The organism is Mycolicibacterium moriokaense, assembly GCF_010726085.1.
Classification (GTDB): Bacteria; Actinomycetota; Actinomycetes; order Mycobacteriales; family Mycobacteriaceae; genus Mycobacterium; species Mycobacterium moriokaense.
This window is the reverse complement of record NZ_AP022560.1, coordinates 5155515-5172079: the sequence shown is the minus strand read 5'-3', so window position 1 is coordinate 5172079 and position 16565 is coordinate 5155515. Positions and strand designations below refer to the sequence as shown.

Sequence of the window (16565 nt, the reverse complement as noted above, 5' to 3'; positions counted from 1 at the left end):
TGGGAATGGTTCACCGGTGACTATCGACGCCGAGAACCGAAAACCCATGGAACGGGCTCTTTCGTCACCCGTTGACCAGGTCGTTCCCCATCCAGTGCTTGATGTACCCGTCGAGGAGGCCGCATACACCCGCTCGAAGGGGGTGGACTGGGTCGTGTTCGGCGTCACCGCCGTCATCGCCATCGGGTTCCTGGTGTGGGGGTTTGTCAGCACACCCTCGCTGGCCAGCGCGTCAACCAGCGCACTGACCTGGGTGATGGACAACACCGGATGGCTCTTCGTGCTGAGCGGATCGGGCTTCGTTGTCTTCGTCCTCTGGCTAGCGCTCGGCCGCTACGGCACGATCCCGCTCGGACGCGACGACGAGGAGCCCGAGTTCAACGGCGTGTCCTGGGTCGCAATGATGTTCTCCGCCGGCATGGGCATCGGTCTGATGTTCTTCGGTGTCGCCGAGCCACTGTCGCACTTCGCCAGCCCGCCTCCGGGCACCGGCGCTGCCGGTAACCCTGAGGCGGTTCAGACCGCGATGGCGACGACGCTGTTCCACTGGACGCTGCACCCGTGGGCGATCTACGCGGTGGTCGGGCTGGCGATCGCCTACGGCGTGTACCGCAAGGGGCGGTTGCAGCTCATCAGTTCGGCATTCGAGCCGCTGCTGGGCCGCTGGGCGCACGGGACGTGGGGCAAGGTCATCGACATGCTGGCGATCTTCGCCACGCTGTTCGGGTCGGCAGCGTCACTCGGGCTGGGGGCGCTGCAGATCCGCAGTGGTCTGCAGATCGTCGGAGGAATCGGCGAAACCGGCAACATGATCCTGATCGTGATCATCACAGTGCTCACGATCGCCTTTGTGCTGTCTGCGGTTTCGGGAATCACCCGGGGCATCCAATGGCTCTCGAACATCAACATGGTGCTGGCCCTCGTGCTGGCGTTGTTCGTATTCGTAGTCGGCCCAACGGTTTTCATTCTCAACCTGATCCCGACTGCGATGGCCAGCTACCTCGGCGACATCGCGATGATGTCCGCGCGCACCGGTGCCGAGGGCGCCGACGTCAACACCTGGCTGCAGTCCTGGACGGTCTTCTACTGGGCATGGTGGGTGTCGTGGACGCCGTTCGTCGGCATGTTCATCGCGCGAATCTCGCGCGGCCGTACGATCCGTCAATTCGTCGCTGGAGTGCTGCTGGTGCCCAGCCTGGTGTCGCTGCTGTGGTTTGCGGTGTTCGGCGGAGCAGCGATCCGTCAGCAGCAGGAAGGTGTCGACCTCGCGGGGGAGGGCAGCATCGAGGCGCAGCTGTTCGGGGTTCTCGAGGAGTATCCGATCGCCACGATCGCGAGCATCCTGGTGATGGTGCTCGTCGCGATCTTCTTCGTGTCGGGTGCGGACGCGGCCTCGATCGTGATGGGCTCGCTGTCCGAGCGCGGCACGATCAAACCGGGCAGGGGCACCGTCATCTTCTGGGGTATCGCGATGGGTGCGGTGGCGGCGGTGATGCTGCTCGTCGGCGGGGAGGACGGGTTGACGGGCCTGCAGACCATCACCATCATCGCGGCCCTGCCGTTCCTGCTCGTCATGATCGGCTTGGCGGTGGCCTTGGTGAAGGACCTGCGCACCGACCCGAAGGTGGTGCGTCGCCAGTATGCGTCCGAAGCGATCAACAATGCGGTCGTCACCGGCGTCACGCAGCACGGAGACGACTTCGTGATCGCCGTCGAGAAGGATCCCGACGCCGGGAAGAACGGCGCCGGTTAACCTTCCCGCGTGCGCGTGTATGTCCCAGTGACCCTGACCCTCCTGCAGCGGCTCGTCGCCGACAGGACGTTGCACGCGCGCAGCGGAACCGCGTTCGCGGTGACGCCGACGCTGCGTGAGGCCTACGCCGAGGGCGACGACGACGAACTGGCCGACGTTGCGCTGCGCGAGGCCGCGCTGGCGTCGCTGCGTCTACTCGCGGGGGAGGGCACATCCGATCTGCCGCCGCGTCGTGCGGTGGTAGAGGCCGAGGTCGATGACGCGAGCCCTCGGCCGGATCTCGACGACGCGGTGGTGCGCTTGTCCGGCCCCATCACGTACGACGACGTGATCGCCGCATACGTCGACAACGCCGATGCGGAGTCCGCGGTGCTGGCGGCGATCGACGCCGTCGACGAGGCCGACCTCGGTGACGAGGATGCGGAATTGACCGTCGGCGACGCCCAGGACCACGACCTGGCCTGGTACGCAGCACAGGAGCTGCCGTTCCTGCTCGAACTCCTGTGACGGTGACTACAGCATTGGGTACGGGACCGTAAGTTACGGTACCGTAGGTTTCGTGGCCAAGAATCAAGTGAAGATCTCGGCCAATGTCGCCGATACGAAGCGCAAAGGCGTCGTCGGCGTCAAACATCCGGCCTGGCACGCGCTGCGCACAGTCGCCGCGCGAATCACCACGCCCCTGCTGCCCGACGATTACCTGAAGCTCGCGAACCCGTTGTGGTCGGCGCGCGAACTGCGCGGTCGCGTCGTGGAGGTCCGTCGGGAGACAGAGGACTCGGCGACGCTGGTCATCAAGCCGGGATGGGGCTTCTCGTTCGACTACCAACCCGGGCAGTACATCGGCATCGGGCTGCTGGTCGACGGACGCTGGCGGTGGCGGTCGTACTCACTGACCTCGAGTCCGGTGACGTCGGGCGGCGGGCGATCCAGCCGGACCATCACCATCACCGTCAAGGCGATGCCCGAGGGGTTCTTATCGACGCACCTCGTCGGTGGCGTGGCACCCGGCACGATCGTGCGGCTGGCCGCGCCGCAGGGTAATTTCGTCATGCCCGACCCGGCGCCCGCGAAGGTGTTGTTCATCACCGGCGGCTCGGGCATCACGCCGGTGATGTCGATGCTGCGAACGCTGACGCGTCGCGATCAGATCACCGACGTCGTCCACTTACATTCGGCGCCAACCGATTCCGATGTCCTCTTCGCCGCTGAACTGGCGGAGCTGGAACGCGCGCACAAGGGTTATCAACTGAGGGTGCGGGCCACCCGCACCGACGGCCGGCTGGACCTGTCCCGACTCGACGATGTGGTGCCCGACTGGCGTGAGCGCCAGACGTGGGCGTGTGGCCCCGAGGGCATGCTCGACGCCGCCGAGGGTGCCTGGTCGGCCGCGGAGATTCCCGACCGGCTGCATCTGGAGCGGTTCGCGGTGTCGAAGGCGGCCCCGCATGGGCAGGGCGGCACCGTCGAGTTCGCGCGCAGCGGCAAGACCGTCACCGTGGACGCCGCCACTCCGTTGATGGAGGCGGGCGAGGAGGCGGGTATCCGGATGCCGTTCGGCTGCCGGATGGGCATCTGCCAGTCCTGTGTCGTGAGCCTGGTCGACGGGCACGTCCGCGACCTGCGCACCGGCGCGGAACACGAGCCCGGCACGCGGATACAGACATGTGTGTCCGCCGCTTCGGGCGATTGCGTGCTGGACGTCTAAGGTTTACTGGCCAGTAACCTACGGGTAGGTAGGTTACGGTAGCGTAGGTACACGAGAGGAGGGATGCCAATGGCGATCACCGACGTCCCCGAATTTGCACATCTGTCCGAGTCGGACATCGAGAGTCTGGCCTTCGAGCTGGATTCCATCCGTCAGGACATCGAAGACTCCCGCGGCGAGCGCGACGCGCGCTATATCCGTCGCACCATTGCCGCCCAGCGCGCCCTCGAGATTGCGGGCCGGGTCATGCTGGCCGCGAGCTCACGCCGCTCGGCGTGGTGGGCGGGCACTGTCACCCTGGGCGTGGCCAAGATCATCGAGAACATGGAGATCGGCCACAACGTCATGCACGGCCAGTGGGATTGGATGAACGATCCCGAGATTCACTCCTCGTCGTGGGAGTGGGACATGAGCGGGTCGTCCAAGCACTGGCGCTTCACCCACAACTTCATGCACCACAAGTACACCAACATCCTGGGCATGGACGACGATGTGGGCTACGGACTGCTGCGTGTGACGCGCGACCAGAAGTGGAAGCCGCACAACGTTTTAAACCTCGCCTTCAACACCATGCTGGCAACGTTGTTCGAGTGGGGCGTCGGGCTGCAGCACCTGGAGATCGGCAAGATCTTCAAGGGCCGCGACGACCGCAACGCGACCCTTGTTCGGATGCGGGAGTTCGGTGTCAAGGCCGGCGAGCAGGTCGCCAAGGACTACCTCGTGTGGCCCGCCCTGACGTCGCTGTCGCCGGGGGCGAGCTTCAAGTCGACGCTGAAGGCCAACGCGGTCGCCAACATCATCCGCAATATCTGGGCCAACGCGGTCATCTTCTGTGGCCACTTCCCCGACGGCGCAGAGAAATTCACCAAGACGGACATGGTCGGTGAAACGCAGGGTGAGTGGTATCTGCGTCAGATGCTCGGTAGCGCCAACTTCGAAGGTGGTCCGGTGCTGCGGTTCATGAGCGGCAACCTGTGCCACCAGATCGAGCATCATCTGTACCCCGATCTGCCGAGCAACCGGCTTCACGAGATCTCGCTTCGGGTGCAGCAGTTGTGCGACAAGTACGACCTGCCCTATACGACCGGTTCGTTCCTGGTGCAGTACGCCAAGACGTGGCGGACCATCGCCAAGCTGTCGCTGCCGGACAAGTATCTGCGCGATACCGCGGACGATGCGCCCGAGACCCGCAGCGAAAGGATGTTCGCCGAACTCGAGCCCGAACAGCGCAGCGGACTCAAGTCGGCGATCGCGGCCGCGCGGGCGCGCCGCCGCGAGAAGCGGATGCAGCGCCAGCATTGACAGTGATTTGTGTGCGTTGAGGAGCGCTGAGCGCTCCTCAACGCACACAAATCGTCGCCGGCTAGGTCGTCACCACCATCTCGTTGCCGCTGGTCTGCCAGGCCGCAGTGAAGGTGTCGATGCTCACCTGCTCGTCGGCGCCGTCCTCGGGACCGCTGTCGTTGAGGTGCACCACGCCGTTGTCGGTGTCGACGCCCGTGACCACCACGGCATGGTCGGAGGCGGTCCGGTCACCGTCGGCGTCCCAGATGGTCTCGGCGTTGAGGTTGACGATCACCGCCCCGCCGTCGCGCAGGACTCCCTCCAGCGCGCCCATGCTGGCTCCGTCGACGTACTTTCCGCTCACGCCGTAGTGGGCGAGCACGATCGGCAGGTCCTCGAAGATGGTTCCGCCGTTCGGGTCATCGTCGTACGCGGCCATGTCGAAGATCATGTCGCCGGGCCGCGACACACTCGGCGTGTTCTGGGCGTAGGTGACGATGTCGTCCTCGGCGGGTGCGTCGCCGGTGATCTGACCGATCACATCGGCGGCGGCCATCAGTGCGCAGTCGTTGTAGGACTGTGCGACCGTCCATCCCGCCATGCCGTCGGGATCGCCGACGACCTCGGCATGGGCGACGCCCGAGAAACCCAGGGCTACACCCATCAGTGCGGCGGCTGCGATGCCACGTGCAAAGTTCTTCTTCATGTCTTTCCTCTCGGTTGTGCCGTTGTCGGCTGCGTTGAGGAAAGGTTCGGCGGCGGGGCTGCCGGGATTCTTGAAGGATTCTTGAGCGCGATTTGTGTGCGTTGAGGAGCGCTCAGCGCTCCTCAACGCACACAAATCGCCTTAGCGCGCCGCGAGCAGGCGGCGCGCCGCGGCCACGCGGCCCGCGGCGGGCCCGGTCAACGCGTCGAGCGCGCATTCGGGGTCGGCGGGCGGACCCATGTGACCGCAACCGCGGGGGCAGTCCTCGATCGCCTCGGCCAGGTCGGAGAAGGCGAGCATCACGTCGTCGGGCTCGATATGCGCCAGGCCGAACGAGCGGATACCCGGGGTGTCGATCACCCAGCCGCCGATGCTCAGCGGCAGCGCCACCGACTGCGTCGACGTGTGCCTGCCCTTGCCGATCTCGGTCACCTCACCCGTCGCCCGATCCGCCTCCGGCACAAGGCGATTCACCAACGTCGACTTGCCGACGCCGGAGTGTCCCAGCAGTACCGTCACCTTGCCTGCGAGCAGTGGCGTCACTGCGTCGAGCGGGTCGTCGCGCCCGGCGGTGGTGATCTTGAGGTCGAGTCCGCTGAACTCCGCGGCGAAGGGCTCCGCCGGCGCCAGGTCGGTCTTGGTCAGGCACAGAATCGGTTCGAGCCCACCCGCGTACGCGGCGATCAGTGCGCGCTGCACCAGACCTGTGCGCGGCGGGGGATCGGCGAGCGCGACGACGATCAGCAGCTGATCGGCGTTGGCGACCACGACGCGTTCGGTGGGGTCGGTGTCATCGGCGGTGCGCCGCAGCACCGTCCTGCGTTCACCACGTCGCACGATGCGCGCCAACGTGTCGGGTCTGCCCGAGACGTCGCCGACGATGCTCACGTCGTCCCCGACGACAATCGGTGTGCGACCCAGCTCGCGCGCCCGCATGGCGACGACGCGGCGGTTGGGGTCGCGGTCGATCGCACAGCCCCACCGGCCCCGGTCGACGGTCACCACCATGGCGTCGTGGGCGTCGGCGTGGTCGGGTCGTGTCTTGGTTCGCGGGCGCGACCCTCTGCCGGGTCGCACCCGGACGTCGGACTCGTCGTACTCGCGAGGGCTCAATCGCCCGCCAGCATGTCGGCCCACATCTGTGGGAAGTCGGGCAGTGTCTTGGCGGTGGTGCCGATGTCCTCCACCTCGACGCCGGGCACACGCAACCCGACGATGGCGCCCGCGGTGGCCATCCGATGATCGGCGTAGGACCGCCACAGACCCGCGTGCAGGGGTTGCGCGGTGATCAGCAGACCGTCAACGGTCTCCTCGCACTTGCCGCCGAGTCCGTTGATCTCGGCGGACAGCGCGGCCAGCCGGTCCGTTTCGTGGCCACGCAGGTGCGCGATCCCACGGAGCCGAGACACCGATCCCGTCGGCGCCAGGGCGGCCAGAGCGGCCACCGCAGGTGCGAGCTCACCCACCTCGTGGAGGTCGACGTCCAGGCCGACGTGCGCGGAGGGGCCTTGCACCTCGAGATAGTTATCACCTTGGCGCACAACCGAACCCACGCTTTTCAGGATGCCCAGGACGGCATCGGCGGGCTGGATGGTCGCCGATGGCCACTTGGCGATGCGTACGGCTCCTCCGGTGACCACGGCCGCCGCCAGGAACGGGACCGCGTTGGAAAGGTCGGGTTCGATGCTCCAGTGCCTGGCCGCGATCGTGCCAGGGGATACGTGCCACCGGTTGGGGCGGGTGTCGTCGACGTCGACGCCGGCGTCGCGCAGCATGGCCACCGTCATCGCGACGTGCGGGGCCGAGGGGACGGAGTCGCCGGTGTGGACGATCGTCAACCCGTTGGTGAACGCGGCGCCGGAGAGCAGCAGACCCGAAACGAACTGCGACGACGACGACGCGTCGATCTCGACGGTTCCGCCGGCCACCGAACCCGACCCGCGCACGCTGAAAGGCAGCCCGTCGCCGTCGATTTCGACTCCGAGGCCGCGTAGCGCCTCGAGCAGCGGGGCGATGGGTCGCGCGCGGGCCTGTTCGTCGCCGTCGAACGTGACCGTCGTGGAGCTCAGTGCCGCCACCGGGGGCACGAAGCGCAGCACGGTGCCCGCCAGGCCGCAGTCGATCGTCGCGCCCGGTTTCGGGTCGATCGCACCGCTGAGCGTCAGCTCCGCGTCGGCGCCGTCGACCGTGACGCCGAGCGTCTGGACCGCACCGATCATCAGGTCGGTGTCGCGGCTGCGCAGCGCGCCGCTGATGGTCGACGGCCCGCTCCTCGTCGCCAGCGCGGCCAGCACCAGGGCGCGGTTGGTCAGCGATTTCGACCCCGGGACAGTGACCGTGGCATGTACCGGACGCGACGCCGACGGTGCCTGCCACCGCTCTTCCGACGCTTCGCGCGGGGACTGCCCGGATGTGCTCACGGCTATATCCTGCCCTGTCGGTTCCCCGTGCCACGATGGGATATATGTGTGGACGATTCGCGGTGACCACCGACCCGGCCCTGTTGGCCGAGAAGATCCAGGCGATCGACGAAAGCGTGGGGCAGAAGGACGCGCCGTCGGCCAACTACAACGTCGCGCCCACCACGACGATCAGCAGCGTGGTGAAACGCCACAGCGCGCACGACGACGAGGCAACCCGCCGGGTGCGGTCGATGCGCTGGGGGTTGGTGCCGCCGTGGGCCAAGACCGCCGAGGACGGTGGCCCTGACACCAAGGGCCCGTTGCTCATCAACGCGCGGGCCGAGAAGGTGACCACGTCACCCGCATTCCGGAATTCGGCGAAGAACAAGCGGTGTCTGGTGCCGATGGACGGCTGGTACGAATGGCGGCCCAACGGTGAGACGGCGTCGGGTAAGAAGGCGCCCAAGACGCCGTTCTACATGTACGGGGTCGACGGCGAACCGCTGTTCATGGCCGGGCTGTGGTCGACGTGGCGGCCGAAGGACGCACCCAAGGACGCGCCCCCGCTGCTGAGTTGCACCATCATCACCACCGACGCCGCGGGCCCGTTGGCCGAGATCCACGACCGGATGCCGCTGTCGATCAGCGAACGCGACTGGGACCGCTGGCTCGACCCCGACGCACCGATCGACGAGGGGCTGTTACGCGGCCACGGCGATCTCGACCGCATCGAGATCCGGCAGGTGTCCCGGCTGGTCAACAGCATCCGGAACAACGGTCCCGAGCTCATCGAGCCGGCGAAACCCGAACCGGAGCAGGCCACACTGCTTTAGGAACATGGCCTAACATCGGGTGCGGAGATCGGGGGATTTCCCCTGGAAACAAACAATGGCATTGCGAATCGCCATTAACATATGAGGGTGCTCACCGCTGTACGGAAGGTGCTCGCCTTCGAGATGACCATCGCCGAATGGATCGGTACGGCGGCCATTCTCGCCGTTCCCTACGTGGTCGTGGGCATGGTGTGGACGGCCGTCGCCGGTGACTTCCTCGGCTGGCACGGGTACGCCCGGATCGTGTCCATCGTGGTGTCGATCCTGTCGTGGCCGGTACTGCTGCTTTCGTTGGCGTGCACGATATGACCGCTGCAGACTGCCGCATCCAGATCCGTCGGCGCACCGCCCGCTGGGACGACCGCCCGGTCACCATCGCGGAGGCGATGGACTTCTGGGCGTTCGCCGCCGGGGCGGCCAACGTGATCATGCAGCTCGCTCGACCCGGAGTGGGCTACGGCGTCGTGGAGAGCAAAGTCGACTCGGGAAATCTGCTGAAGCATCCGTGGAAACGCGCCAGGACGACGTTCCAGTACCTCGCCGTCGCGATCTTCGGCACACCGGACGACCGCGCCGCGTTCCGCGAGGCCGTCAACGGCGCGCATCGCCACGTTCAGTCGACGCCGGACAGTCCCGTCCGCTACAACGCCTTCGACCGCGATCTGCAGATGTGGGTGGCGGCCTGCCTGTTCGTCGGACTGGAGGACACGTATCAGCTGCTGCGGGGCGAGATGACCGCCGAACAGTCCGAACAGTTTTACCGGTCGGCCTGGACGTTAGGCACGACGCTGCAGGTGAGCGAGGACCAATGGCCGCCGACCCGGGTCGAATTCGACGTGTACTGGGAGCAGGCGTGCCAGCAGGTGAAGATCGACGATCGCGTCCGTGACTATCTGCGCGACCTGGTGGACCTGCGAATGATCAACCCGCTGCTCGGCCTACCGTTCCGCCCGCTGCTCAAGTTCCTCACCGTCGGATTCCTGGCACCGGTGTTCCGGGACGCCATGGGCGTGCAGTGGAGCGGTTTCAAGCAGTACCTGTTCGAGAGTCTGTTCCTGTTGGTCGCCTTCGCGAACAGGTTCCTGCCGGTGTTCATCCGCCAGGGCGGCAGCTACATCCTGCTCGCCGACGTGCGACGCCGGGTCCGTCGACAGCGTGCGTTGGTGTGAGCGTGCTGCGCCGCGTGCTCAACCGTCGGGTGAGCGTCGAAGCGATGATCGAGTTCGCGATGTGGCTGGCCGTTCCCTACCTGCTCATCGGGTTGGTGTGGGCGTTCTTCGACGCCGAACAGGTGCAGCTGTTCGACACCGCGCTACGCGCCCGTGTGCCCGCCGGCTCGGAGATCCTGGCTTTCGTCCTGGCGGCGGTGATGTGGCCCCAGTTGCTGCTGGGCGCCAACTTCTGCGTGGCGTGACGGCCTGAACTGACCCCGAACGAGAAGAGGCCCTCCCCATTTCGGGGAGGGCCTTTTCGGGGGCTGACTCAGCGGTGGTAGCCGGGCACGATCGTCTCGACGTGGGTGACGCCGTGGTGGTTCTGCCAGCCGGGCTGCGACTCGGGCGCCGGCTGCGCGGTTTCGGTGGGGGCGTACTGGTAGCCCGGGCCCACTGGATCGGTCTGGGCGTTGGCAATGCCGGCCAGGCTCAGCGCGGCGCCGCCGATGACGACCGGCAGCGCGACACGTGCGACCGTCGTGGCGAAGATGTTGTTCATTCAATTCTCCTCTATGAGTGGGCTTTTCAGCCTGGCTCCGGCTTGTTCCGGTGTTGCCATAAGGATGCCGCCTGCCAGCGGCGATGTATGTCGGGCAATCGGCCGCCGCACCGGTGGATTCCGGTGTCCTCCGATCGACGGACCCTTGACAGAGTATTCCTCTGTTTTGGTAGAGTTTTCCTCGTGCCCCGGACCGCCCGGACTGCTCGGACCTCGCTGAACGCGCGGGCCCGGCTGATGGAAGTGGCCAGACGCCGCTTCGCGGGGGACGGGGCGCTGTCAGCCACGCTGGACGAGGTCCGACGCGAGGCCGGCGTCAGCGTCGGCGCGCTGTACCACCATTTCCCGGACAAACTGTCGCTCGCCACCGCCGTGTATGCCCAGCTGATCGGCGAATACCAGGCGGGGTTCGTCGCGATGCTGCGCGAACAGGACGCCGCGGAGGCGGGGATCCGTGGTGGGGTCGCGTACCACTTGCGATGGGTCACTGAACATCGCGGCGAGGCCACCCTGTTGCTCGGTTCCCGGTTGGACAGCGAGGAGCTGCGCGAGTCCAACCGCAACTTCTTCGCGGCGGTGCACGACTGGTGGCGCCCGCATCAGAGCTACGGGATGCTGCGGCCGATGCGCATCGGCACCACGTCCGCGCTGTGGCTGGGTGCCGCACAGGAGTTTTCGCGTTACTGGATCTCCAGTGCCGAGGACGAGATGCCGCCCGGGACCGTCGAGATATTCGCCGATGCCGCGTGGGCGGCGTTGCGGGCCAACGATATTGAGGAGAAGAGGCCATGAGCACATCGAGTTCCCTTTACTGGTCGATGGTCGAGAGTGGCGAGGACTCCGGCGCGCCCGCGCGCGTGCGCGTAGAGCGGCGGGGCGACCGCGCTGTCGTCATCCTCGACGAGCCGGAGCGACTGAACGTTCTGTCTGCGCCGCTGGTGCGTCAGTTGCGGCGCGAACTCGCCGCGCTCGACACCGATCCGGAGATCCGGTCAGTGGTGTTGACGGGTGCCGACCCCGGCTTCAGCGCCGGCGGCGACCTCCGGTGATGGCGCGGGCTGTCGATCGCGCAGCTCGGCCGCCGGACGTGGGCACCGCGCGACGTCGACTGGCGGTGGGGATCCGCGTCGCGAGTTCGGCGCGCATCGCGGCCTGATCGGGGTCGGACGACCGTGCGCATCGCCGCCCAACGCCGCGCACGGCCGGCTGTTCGGCCCGTCGCTGCGTTGACGCGTCACCCGTCATCGCCAGCGACCGTCATCGTGCACTGGCCGGTGGATCCGCAGCGCGTCGCGCACGCCGCACTCGTCCGGATGTGTCACTTACGTCGCGCGGTCGTCTCGACCCGACCGCCCCGCGACGCCGGCCGTCACGGTGATCGCTCGACCCGATTCACCAGGGCCGTGTATGGCGTGCCCTACACGTGGGCGAAGATGCGCGTGGCCCGGCGCGACGACGAGATCTCGTACCACAGCGTGCGGCGCTGGCCCCAGCGCGGACTGCGCAACTCGCTGACAGCGCGCGTCGGCGACGACGTGTCGCCGACTCCGCTGGAGGTCTGGCTCACCGCGCGGTGGGGCGCACACACTCGCAAGGCCGGACGCACGTGGTGGGTGCCCAACGAGCACGGCCCGTGGCCGCTTCGCGAGGCCGAGATCCTCGAACTCGACGACGATCTGCTCGTCGCCGGCGGGGTGGCCGTCGCGGGTGAACCGTTGCGCGCACTGTTCTCGCCCGGTGTCCACGCACGGTTCGGCAGGCCGTCAATCGTGAAGTGACTTCTCCGAACCGCACCCGAAGACACTCCGGGGCTGTGACCCTACTTTCATGACAACCGCGAAGAAATGCCGAGGCGCCGTATTGCACGGCATCGGCCAGGAGTGGCAGATCGAGGAGATCACGCTCGACCCGCCCCACCAGGGCGAGGTGCTGGTGAAGATGGCGGTGGCGGGCATCTGCCACTCCGACGATCATTACGCGACCGGCGACGGGGTGATGTCGGAGCAACTCGCCGCGATGATCGAAGCCACCGGCGGAACCATCCCGGAGATGTTCCCGATGGTGGGCGGCCATGAGGGCGCCGGCGTGGTCGAAGAGGTGGGGCCGGGTGTTCGGTCGGTCAAACCGGGCGATCGCGTGGCCTTCTCCTTCATTCCTGCCTGTGGCACCTGCCGGTGGTGCGTGTCGGGCATGACGTACCTGTGTGACAACGGCGCCATGATGTTCACGAAGGAGATGATCACCGACGGAACCGCGCGCAGGCACGTCGGCGACGAGAACCTGACGGCGATGACGCAACTCGGCACATTCGCCGAATATGCCGTGCTCGCTGAGGAATCCGTGATCAAGATCGACGACTCGATTCCGTTCGAAGCGGCCTCGCTGGTGTCCTGCGGGGTCACCACGGGGTGGGGCTCAGCGACCGTCGGCGTGGGCACCCAACCCGGTGACACGGTGGTCATCATCGGCACGGGTGGCGTGGGAATCAACGCGGTGCAGGGTGCTCGCGCGGCCGGTGCGCGATCCGTCATCGCGGTGGATCCGGTTGAGTTCAAACGGGATTCGGCGAAGTTCTTCGGTGCAACCGAAACGGTGCCCTCTGCCGAGGAGGCCTATCCGTTGGTCAAGGAACTGACGGCCGGGGTGATGGCCGACCGGGTGGTGCTGACGCCCAGCGTGCTGACCGCCGAACTGCTGGCGCCCGCAATGATGTTGACCCGCAAGGGCGGTACGTGCCTGATGACGGCGATACCGAAGCTCGACATCAACATCGTGCCGTTGCTGCTCGTCGATTTCATCCAGTCCTGCAAGACCCTCAAAGGCCTGCTGTACGGCGGCATGAATCCGCGAGCGAGCATGCCGATGCTGCTGTCGCTTTACAAGAACGGCACGCTAAAGCTCGACGAGCTCATCACGAAGCGGTATCGCCTCGATCAGATCAACGACGCCATCACCGACATGCGCGAAGGCCGAAACATCCGCGGCATCATCGATTTCGATCAGGGGCCCGAATAGCCCGGCGGGTTCGGGCTGTCCACCCACAGGTCGACGCCCAGTTCGGCGCCGGGTACGCAGTCGTACACCGACAGATCGGTGACACCCGATTCCAGCAGCACGTCCTCGCACAGCAGGGATTGGCCGGTGTACTCGCGGCTGGGCTTGTTCAGGATCGCGTACGCGGCGTCGGCGTAGACCGCTGGTTTACGCGCCCGCGCCATCGCCTCGTCACCGCCGAGCAGATTCTGCACCGCGGCGGTGGCCACCAGCGTGCGCGGCCACAGGGTGTTTGAGGCGATGCCGTCTTCGCGCAACTCCTCGGCTAATGCCAAGGCGCACAGCGACATTCCGTACTTCGCCATCATGTACGCGGTGGGCTTGAGCCACTTGGGCTCCAGCCGGATCGGCGGCGACAGCGTCAGGATGTGCGGATTCTCGCGGCCGATCATGTGCGGGATGCATGCCTGCGACACCGCATAGGTGCCGCGCACCTGGATACCGTTCATCAGGTCGAAGCGCTTGAGCGGCACCTCTTTGACCGAACCGAGATTGATCGCCGACGCGTTGTTCACGCAGATGTCGATGGCGCCGAACTGATCCACGGTCTGTGCCACCGCCGCGGCGACCGAGTCACCGTCACGGATGTCGCCGACGATCGGCAACGCCTGCCCACCGGCGTCCTCGAGCTCCTTGGCCGCGGTGTACACCGTGCCTTCGAGCTTGGGATGCGGTTCCGCCGTCTTGGCGATCAGTGCGATGTTCGCGCCGTCGGCCGCGGCGCGCTTGGCGATCGCCAGTCCGATACCGCGGCTGGCGCCGGAGATGAACATGGTTTTCCCTGAGAGCGACATGGGCTCACCCTAGAACCCGTGCGCACGGCCGCGAAGCGCACCCTGAAGCCCGGGGGCTCAGGCGCAGATGGCCGCGGTGGTCGCGTTGGTCAGGACGATCAGGTCACGCGGATGCAGAGCGACGTCCCAGCCACGTTTACCCGCACTGCACAGCACGCGGTCCCAGCGCAGCGCGGATTCGTCGACGACGGTCGGCAGCGGCCTGCGCTGGGCGAGCGGTGAGATGCCGCCGACCACGTAGCCGCTCGAGCGTTCGGCGGCGGCGCGCTCGGCCATCGTGACCTTGGGTACGCCAAGGGCGGCGGCCGCCGCCTTGAGCGAGAGTTTGGCGGGGACGGGCAGCACCGCGACGCCGAGGCCCTTCGGCATCGCGACCACCAAGGTCTTGAACACCTGGGCGGGGTCGACGCTGCTGTCACGCGCGAGGGCCGCTGCGGCCTCCTCACCGAACGACTCGTTTCGGGGGTCGTGGTGGTACTGCAGCACCTCGTGCGCGACGCCTGCCGCGACCAGGGCCGCGATCGCCGGAGTTGCCGCACGCGCCACGGGGCGTGAGCTTAGTGGTGGGCACGGGCACGGGTGGGACCAGCGGGGAACAGCAGGGCCCGTCGCGCTGTTATTGACGGCAGTTAACGCTGCTGACAGCGGCGGCCGCGAAAGAAGTCGGTCTCAACCTCTACGATCGAGGAAAGGGGTGCTAGGTGCCAATACTGGCCATGGAGCGTCCGGTGGACTTGCCGGGCCTTCTGGGTGGCGCCGCTACAGAAGGGACGGTGTTTCCCGCTATGACCGACATCGACGGGTCGGCATCTGATCCGGTGCCCGCGCCGGCGTCTGATTCGGCGCCCGCGCCGGCGTCTGATTCGGCGCCCGCGCCGGCGTCTGATTCGGCGCCCGCGCCGGCGTCTGATTCGGCGCCCGCGCCGGCGTCTGATTCGGCGCCCGCGCGGTCGGACGAGTCAGACGCCGAGCTGACCGCCCGTTTCGAGCGTGACGCGATTCCGCTGCTCGACCAGCTCTACGGCGGCGCGCTGCGCATGACGCGCAACCCCGCAGACGCCGAGGACCTGCTGCAGGAAACCATGGTCAAGGCCTATGCGGGCTTCCGTTCGTTCCGTGAGGGCACCAACCTCAAGGCGTGGTTGTACCGGATCCTGACCAACACCTACATCAACAGCTACCGCAAGAAGCAGCGCCAACCCGCGGAGTATCCGACCGACGAGATCACCGACTGGCAGCTCGCGTCGAACGCCGAGCATTCGTCGACGGGATTGCGTTCGGCCGAGGTCGAGGCTTTGGAAGCGCTGCCGGACAGCGAGATCAAAGAGGCGCTGCAGGCGCTGCCGGAGGAGTTCCGGATGGCGGTGTACTACGCGGACGTAGAGGGTTTCCCGTACAAGGAGATCGCCGAAATCATGGATACTCCGATTGGCACCGTGATGTCCCGGCTGCACCGGGGCAGGCGTCAACTGCGTGAATTGCTGGCCGATGTGGCCCGCGATCGCGGATTCGTCAGGGGACAGGCACCCGAGGAGGTCTCGTCGTGAGCGACGACGAACGTTGGACCCCGCCGATCGGCCCCGTCGACCCCGAGCACCCGGAATGCGCTGCCGTGATTGCCGAGGTGTGGACGCTGCTCGACGGTGAGTGCACCCCCGAGACGCGCGACAAGCTGCGCCATCACCTCGAGGAATGCCCGGCCTGCCTGCGCCACTACGGCGTCGAGGAGCGCGTCAAGAACCTCATCGCACGCAAGTGCGGGGGCGAGAAGGCCCCGGAGAGCCTGCGTGAGCGGCTGCGCATCGAGATCAGCCGCACCACGATCATCCGAAGGGGCTAGCGCACCGACTTCGAGCCGGCGTTGGGCCGCTTGCCGTGGTTGGCCTTGCTGTGCTTACGGTCGCGCTTCTTACGGCCACGCTTGGCCATGGTCGTCCTCCAGTCGGTTCAGGGGATTGGGGGCCCGCATCCCGCGGGCGCTCCTATCCATTGTCTCATGGCCTGGCGACACGGCTGTCGGGCCGGTCGTGTGGTTCGATATGAGCGACGACATAGGACTCCGGAGGGGTGAAGATGGCCGAGGACGTTCGCGCCGAGATCGTGGCCAGTGTGCTCGAGGTCGTGGTTAACGAGGGCGATCAGATCGGTGAGGGCGACACCCTGGTGCTGCTGGAGTCGATGAAGATGGAGATCCCGGTGTTGGCCGAGGTCGCGGGCACTGTCAGCAAGGTGAGCGTGTCCGTCGGCGACGTCATCCAGGCCGGCGACCTCATCGCGGTGATCAGCTGACGCGGGCCTCAAACCCGCACCAGTGAGGT

The 16565-nt window shown here is 66.8% G+C and carries 22 protein-coding genes and 1 pseudogene; 16 read left to right on the top strand and 7 right to left on the bottom strand.

Annotated elements, in window-relative coordinates; all coding sequences use genetic code 11:
- The first annotated feature begins 46 nt into the window (after positions 1 to 46).
- From G6N43_RS25195 to G6N43_RS25180, 4 genes are all read left to right on the top strand, one after another.
- A complete protein-coding gene (locus G6N43_RS25195) occupies positions 47 to 1753 on the top strand; it encodes a BCCT family transporter (RefSeq protein WP_083154259.1) in 1707 nt (568 codons plus the stop codon).
- Between the two features lie 9 nt (positions 1754 to 1762).
- Positions 1763 to 2260, top strand: coding sequence for a DUF6912 family protein (locus G6N43_RS25190; protein WP_083154256.1), 498 nt, complete (start codon positions 1763 to 1765; stop codon positions 2258 to 2260).
- A 52-nt stretch (positions 2261 to 2312) separates the two neighbouring features.
- On the top strand, positions 2313 to 3461 hold the full coding sequence (locus tag G6N43_RS25185) for a ferredoxin reductase (RefSeq protein ID WP_083154254.1): 1149 nt from the start codon (positions 2313 to 2315) through the stop codon (positions 3459 to 3461).
- Positions 3462 to 3530: 69 nt separating this feature from the next.
- On the top strand, positions 3531 to 4763 hold the full coding sequence (locus tag G6N43_RS25180) for a fatty acid desaturase family protein (RefSeq protein WP_083154251.1): 1233 nt from the start codon (positions 3531 to 3533) through the stop codon (positions 4761 to 4763).
- A gap of 61 nt (positions 4764 to 4824) precedes the next feature.
- Here G6N43_RS25180 and G6N43_RS25175 read toward each other — a convergent pair whose 3' ends face one another.
- From G6N43_RS25175 to aroA, 3 genes are all read right to left on the bottom strand, one after another.
- Positions 4825 to 5451, bottom strand: a complete 627-nt coding sequence (locus G6N43_RS25175; protein ID WP_083154248.1) for a C39 family peptidase — start codon at positions 5449 to 5451, stop codon at positions 4825 to 4827.
- A gap of 141 nt (positions 5452 to 5592) precedes the next feature.
- The gene (gene rsgA, locus G6N43_RS25170; protein WP_083154246.1) at positions 5593 to 6564 is read right to left on the bottom strand and encodes a ribosome small subunit-dependent GTPase A; all 972 of its coding nucleotides are present in this window, start codon (positions 6562 to 6564) and stop codon (positions 5593 to 5595) included.
- On the bottom strand, positions 6561 to 7871 hold the full coding sequence (gene aroA / locus G6N43_RS25165) for a 3-phosphoshikimate 1-carboxyvinyltransferase (RefSeq protein WP_083154244.1): 1311 nt from the start codon (positions 7869 to 7871) through the stop codon (positions 6561 to 6563). The genes rsgA and aroA overlap by 4 nt, the downstream gene beginning before the upstream one ends.
- A 44-nt stretch (positions 7872 to 7915) precedes the next feature.
- On the opposite strand from aroA, the gene G6N43_RS25160 reads away from it, so the two are divergent.
- The 4 genes from G6N43_RS25160 (at position 7916) to G6N43_RS25145 (ending at position 10100) form a co-directional block, all read left to right on the top strand.
- Positions 7916 to 8686 (top strand): SOS response-associated peptidase, encoded by a 771-nt coding sequence (locus G6N43_RS25160; RefSeq protein WP_197745393.1) that lies wholly within the window; start codon positions 7916 to 7918, stop codon positions 8684 to 8686.
- Between the two features lie 81 nt (positions 8687 to 8767).
- Positions 8768 to 8995, top strand: coding sequence for a hypothetical protein (locus G6N43_RS25155; RefSeq protein WP_083154240.1), 228 nt, complete (start codon positions 8768 to 8770; stop codon positions 8993 to 8995).
- Positions 8992 to 9855 carry an oxygenase MpaB family protein gene (locus tag G6N43_RS25150; RefSeq protein ID WP_083154238.1) on the top strand — a complete coding sequence of 288 codons (864 nt, stop codon included), beginning with the start codon at positions 8992 to 8994 and terminating at the stop codon, positions 9853 to 9855. The genes G6N43_RS25155 and G6N43_RS25150 overlap by 4 nt, the downstream gene beginning before the upstream one ends.
- On the top strand, positions 9852 to 10100 hold the full coding sequence (locus G6N43_RS25145) for a hypothetical protein (protein WP_083154235.1): 249 nt from the start codon (positions 9852 to 9854) through the stop codon (positions 10098 to 10100). Before G6N43_RS25150 ends, G6N43_RS25145 begins: the two co-directional genes overlap by 4 nt.
- A 68-nt stretch (positions 10101 to 10168) precedes the next feature.
- Here the strand turns inward: G6N43_RS25145 and G6N43_RS25140 are convergent, their stop codons facing one another.
- A complete protein-coding gene (locus tag G6N43_RS25140) occupies positions 10169 to 10399 on the bottom strand; it encodes a hypothetical protein (RefSeq protein WP_083154232.1) in 231 nt (76 codons plus the stop codon).
- A 237-nt stretch (positions 10400 to 10636) separates the two neighbouring features.
- On the opposite strand from G6N43_RS25140, the gene G6N43_RS25135 reads away from it, so the two are divergent.
- The 4 genes from G6N43_RS25135 to G6N43_RS25120 all read left to right on the top strand — a co-directional run bounded on the left by G6N43_RS25135 (position 10637) and on the right by G6N43_RS25120 (position 13414).
- Positions 10637 to 11191, top strand: a complete 555-nt coding sequence (locus G6N43_RS25135) for a TetR/AcrR family transcriptional regulator (protein ID WP_083154230.1) — start codon at positions 10637 to 10639, stop codon at positions 11189 to 11191.
- A complete protein-coding gene (locus G6N43_RS25130) occupies positions 11188 to 11448 on the top strand; it encodes an enoyl-CoA hydratase/isomerase family protein (RefSeq protein WP_163658202.1) in 261 nt (86 codons plus the stop codon). The genes G6N43_RS25135 and G6N43_RS25130 overlap by 4 nt, the downstream gene beginning before the upstream one ends.
- Positions 11449 to 11625: 177 nt before the next feature.
- Positions 11626 to 12177 (top strand): DUF2071 domain-containing protein, encoded by a 552-nt coding sequence (locus tag G6N43_RS25125; RefSeq protein WP_407664925.1) that lies wholly within the window; start codon positions 11626 to 11628, stop codon positions 12175 to 12177.
- Between the two features lie 49 nt (positions 12178 to 12226).
- The gene (locus G6N43_RS25120) at positions 12227 to 13414 is read left to right on the top strand and encodes an NDMA-dependent alcohol dehydrogenase (protein WP_083154226.1); all 1188 of its coding nucleotides are present in this window, start codon (positions 12227 to 12229) and stop codon (positions 13412 to 13414) included.
- Here the strand turns inward: G6N43_RS25120 and G6N43_RS25115 are convergent.
- Entirely contained in the window at positions 13399 to 14247 is an 849-nt protein-coding gene (locus G6N43_RS25115) for an SDR family oxidoreductase (protein WP_083154224.1), read from the bottom strand. The genes G6N43_RS25120 and G6N43_RS25115 overlap by 16 nt on opposite strands.
- Before the next feature lie 57 nt (positions 14248 to 14304).
- Positions 14305 to 14793, bottom strand: a complete 489-nt coding sequence (locus tag G6N43_RS25110) for an aminoacyl-tRNA deacylase (RefSeq protein ID WP_083154222.1) — start codon at positions 14791 to 14793, stop codon at positions 14305 to 14307.
- 170 nt (positions 14794 to 14963) lie between these two features.
- Between G6N43_RS25110 and G6N43_RS31130 the strand changes: the two are divergent.
- From G6N43_RS31130 to rsrA, 3 genes and pseudogenes are all read left to right on the top strand, one after another.
- Positions 14964 to 15056 (top strand): annotated as a pseudogene (locus tag G6N43_RS31130) (RNA polymerase subunit sigma); the annotation flags it as partial.
- On the top strand, positions 15033 to 15794 hold the full coding sequence (locus G6N43_RS25105) for a sigma-70 family RNA polymerase sigma factor (RefSeq protein ID WP_234810166.1): 762 nt from the start codon (positions 15033 to 15035) through the stop codon (positions 15792 to 15794). The pseudogene G6N43_RS31130 and the gene G6N43_RS25105, both read left to right, overlap by 24 nt.
- Positions 15791 to 16087, top strand: coding sequence for a mycothiol system anti-sigma-R factor (gene rsrA / locus G6N43_RS25100; protein WP_083154217.1), 297 nt, complete (start codon positions 15791 to 15793; stop codon positions 16085 to 16087). The genes G6N43_RS25105 and rsrA overlap by 4 nt, the downstream gene beginning before the upstream one ends.
- Here the strand turns inward: rsrA and G6N43_RS31125 are convergent.
- Positions 16084 to 16176 carry a 50S ribosomal protein bL37 gene (locus tag G6N43_RS31125; protein ID WP_003882799.1) on the bottom strand — a complete coding sequence of 31 codons (93 nt, stop codon included), beginning with the start codon at positions 16174 to 16176 and terminating at the stop codon, positions 16084 to 16086. The genes rsrA and G6N43_RS31125 overlap by 4 nt on opposite strands.
- 144 nt (positions 16177 to 16320) lie before the next feature.
- On the opposite strand from G6N43_RS31125, the gene G6N43_RS25095 reads away from it, so the two are divergent.
- A complete protein-coding gene (locus tag G6N43_RS25095) occupies positions 16321 to 16536 on the top strand; it encodes a biotin/lipoyl-binding carrier protein (RefSeq protein ID WP_014208824.1) in 216 nt (71 codons plus the stop codon).
- Positions 16537 to 16565: the final 29 nt, after the last annotated feature.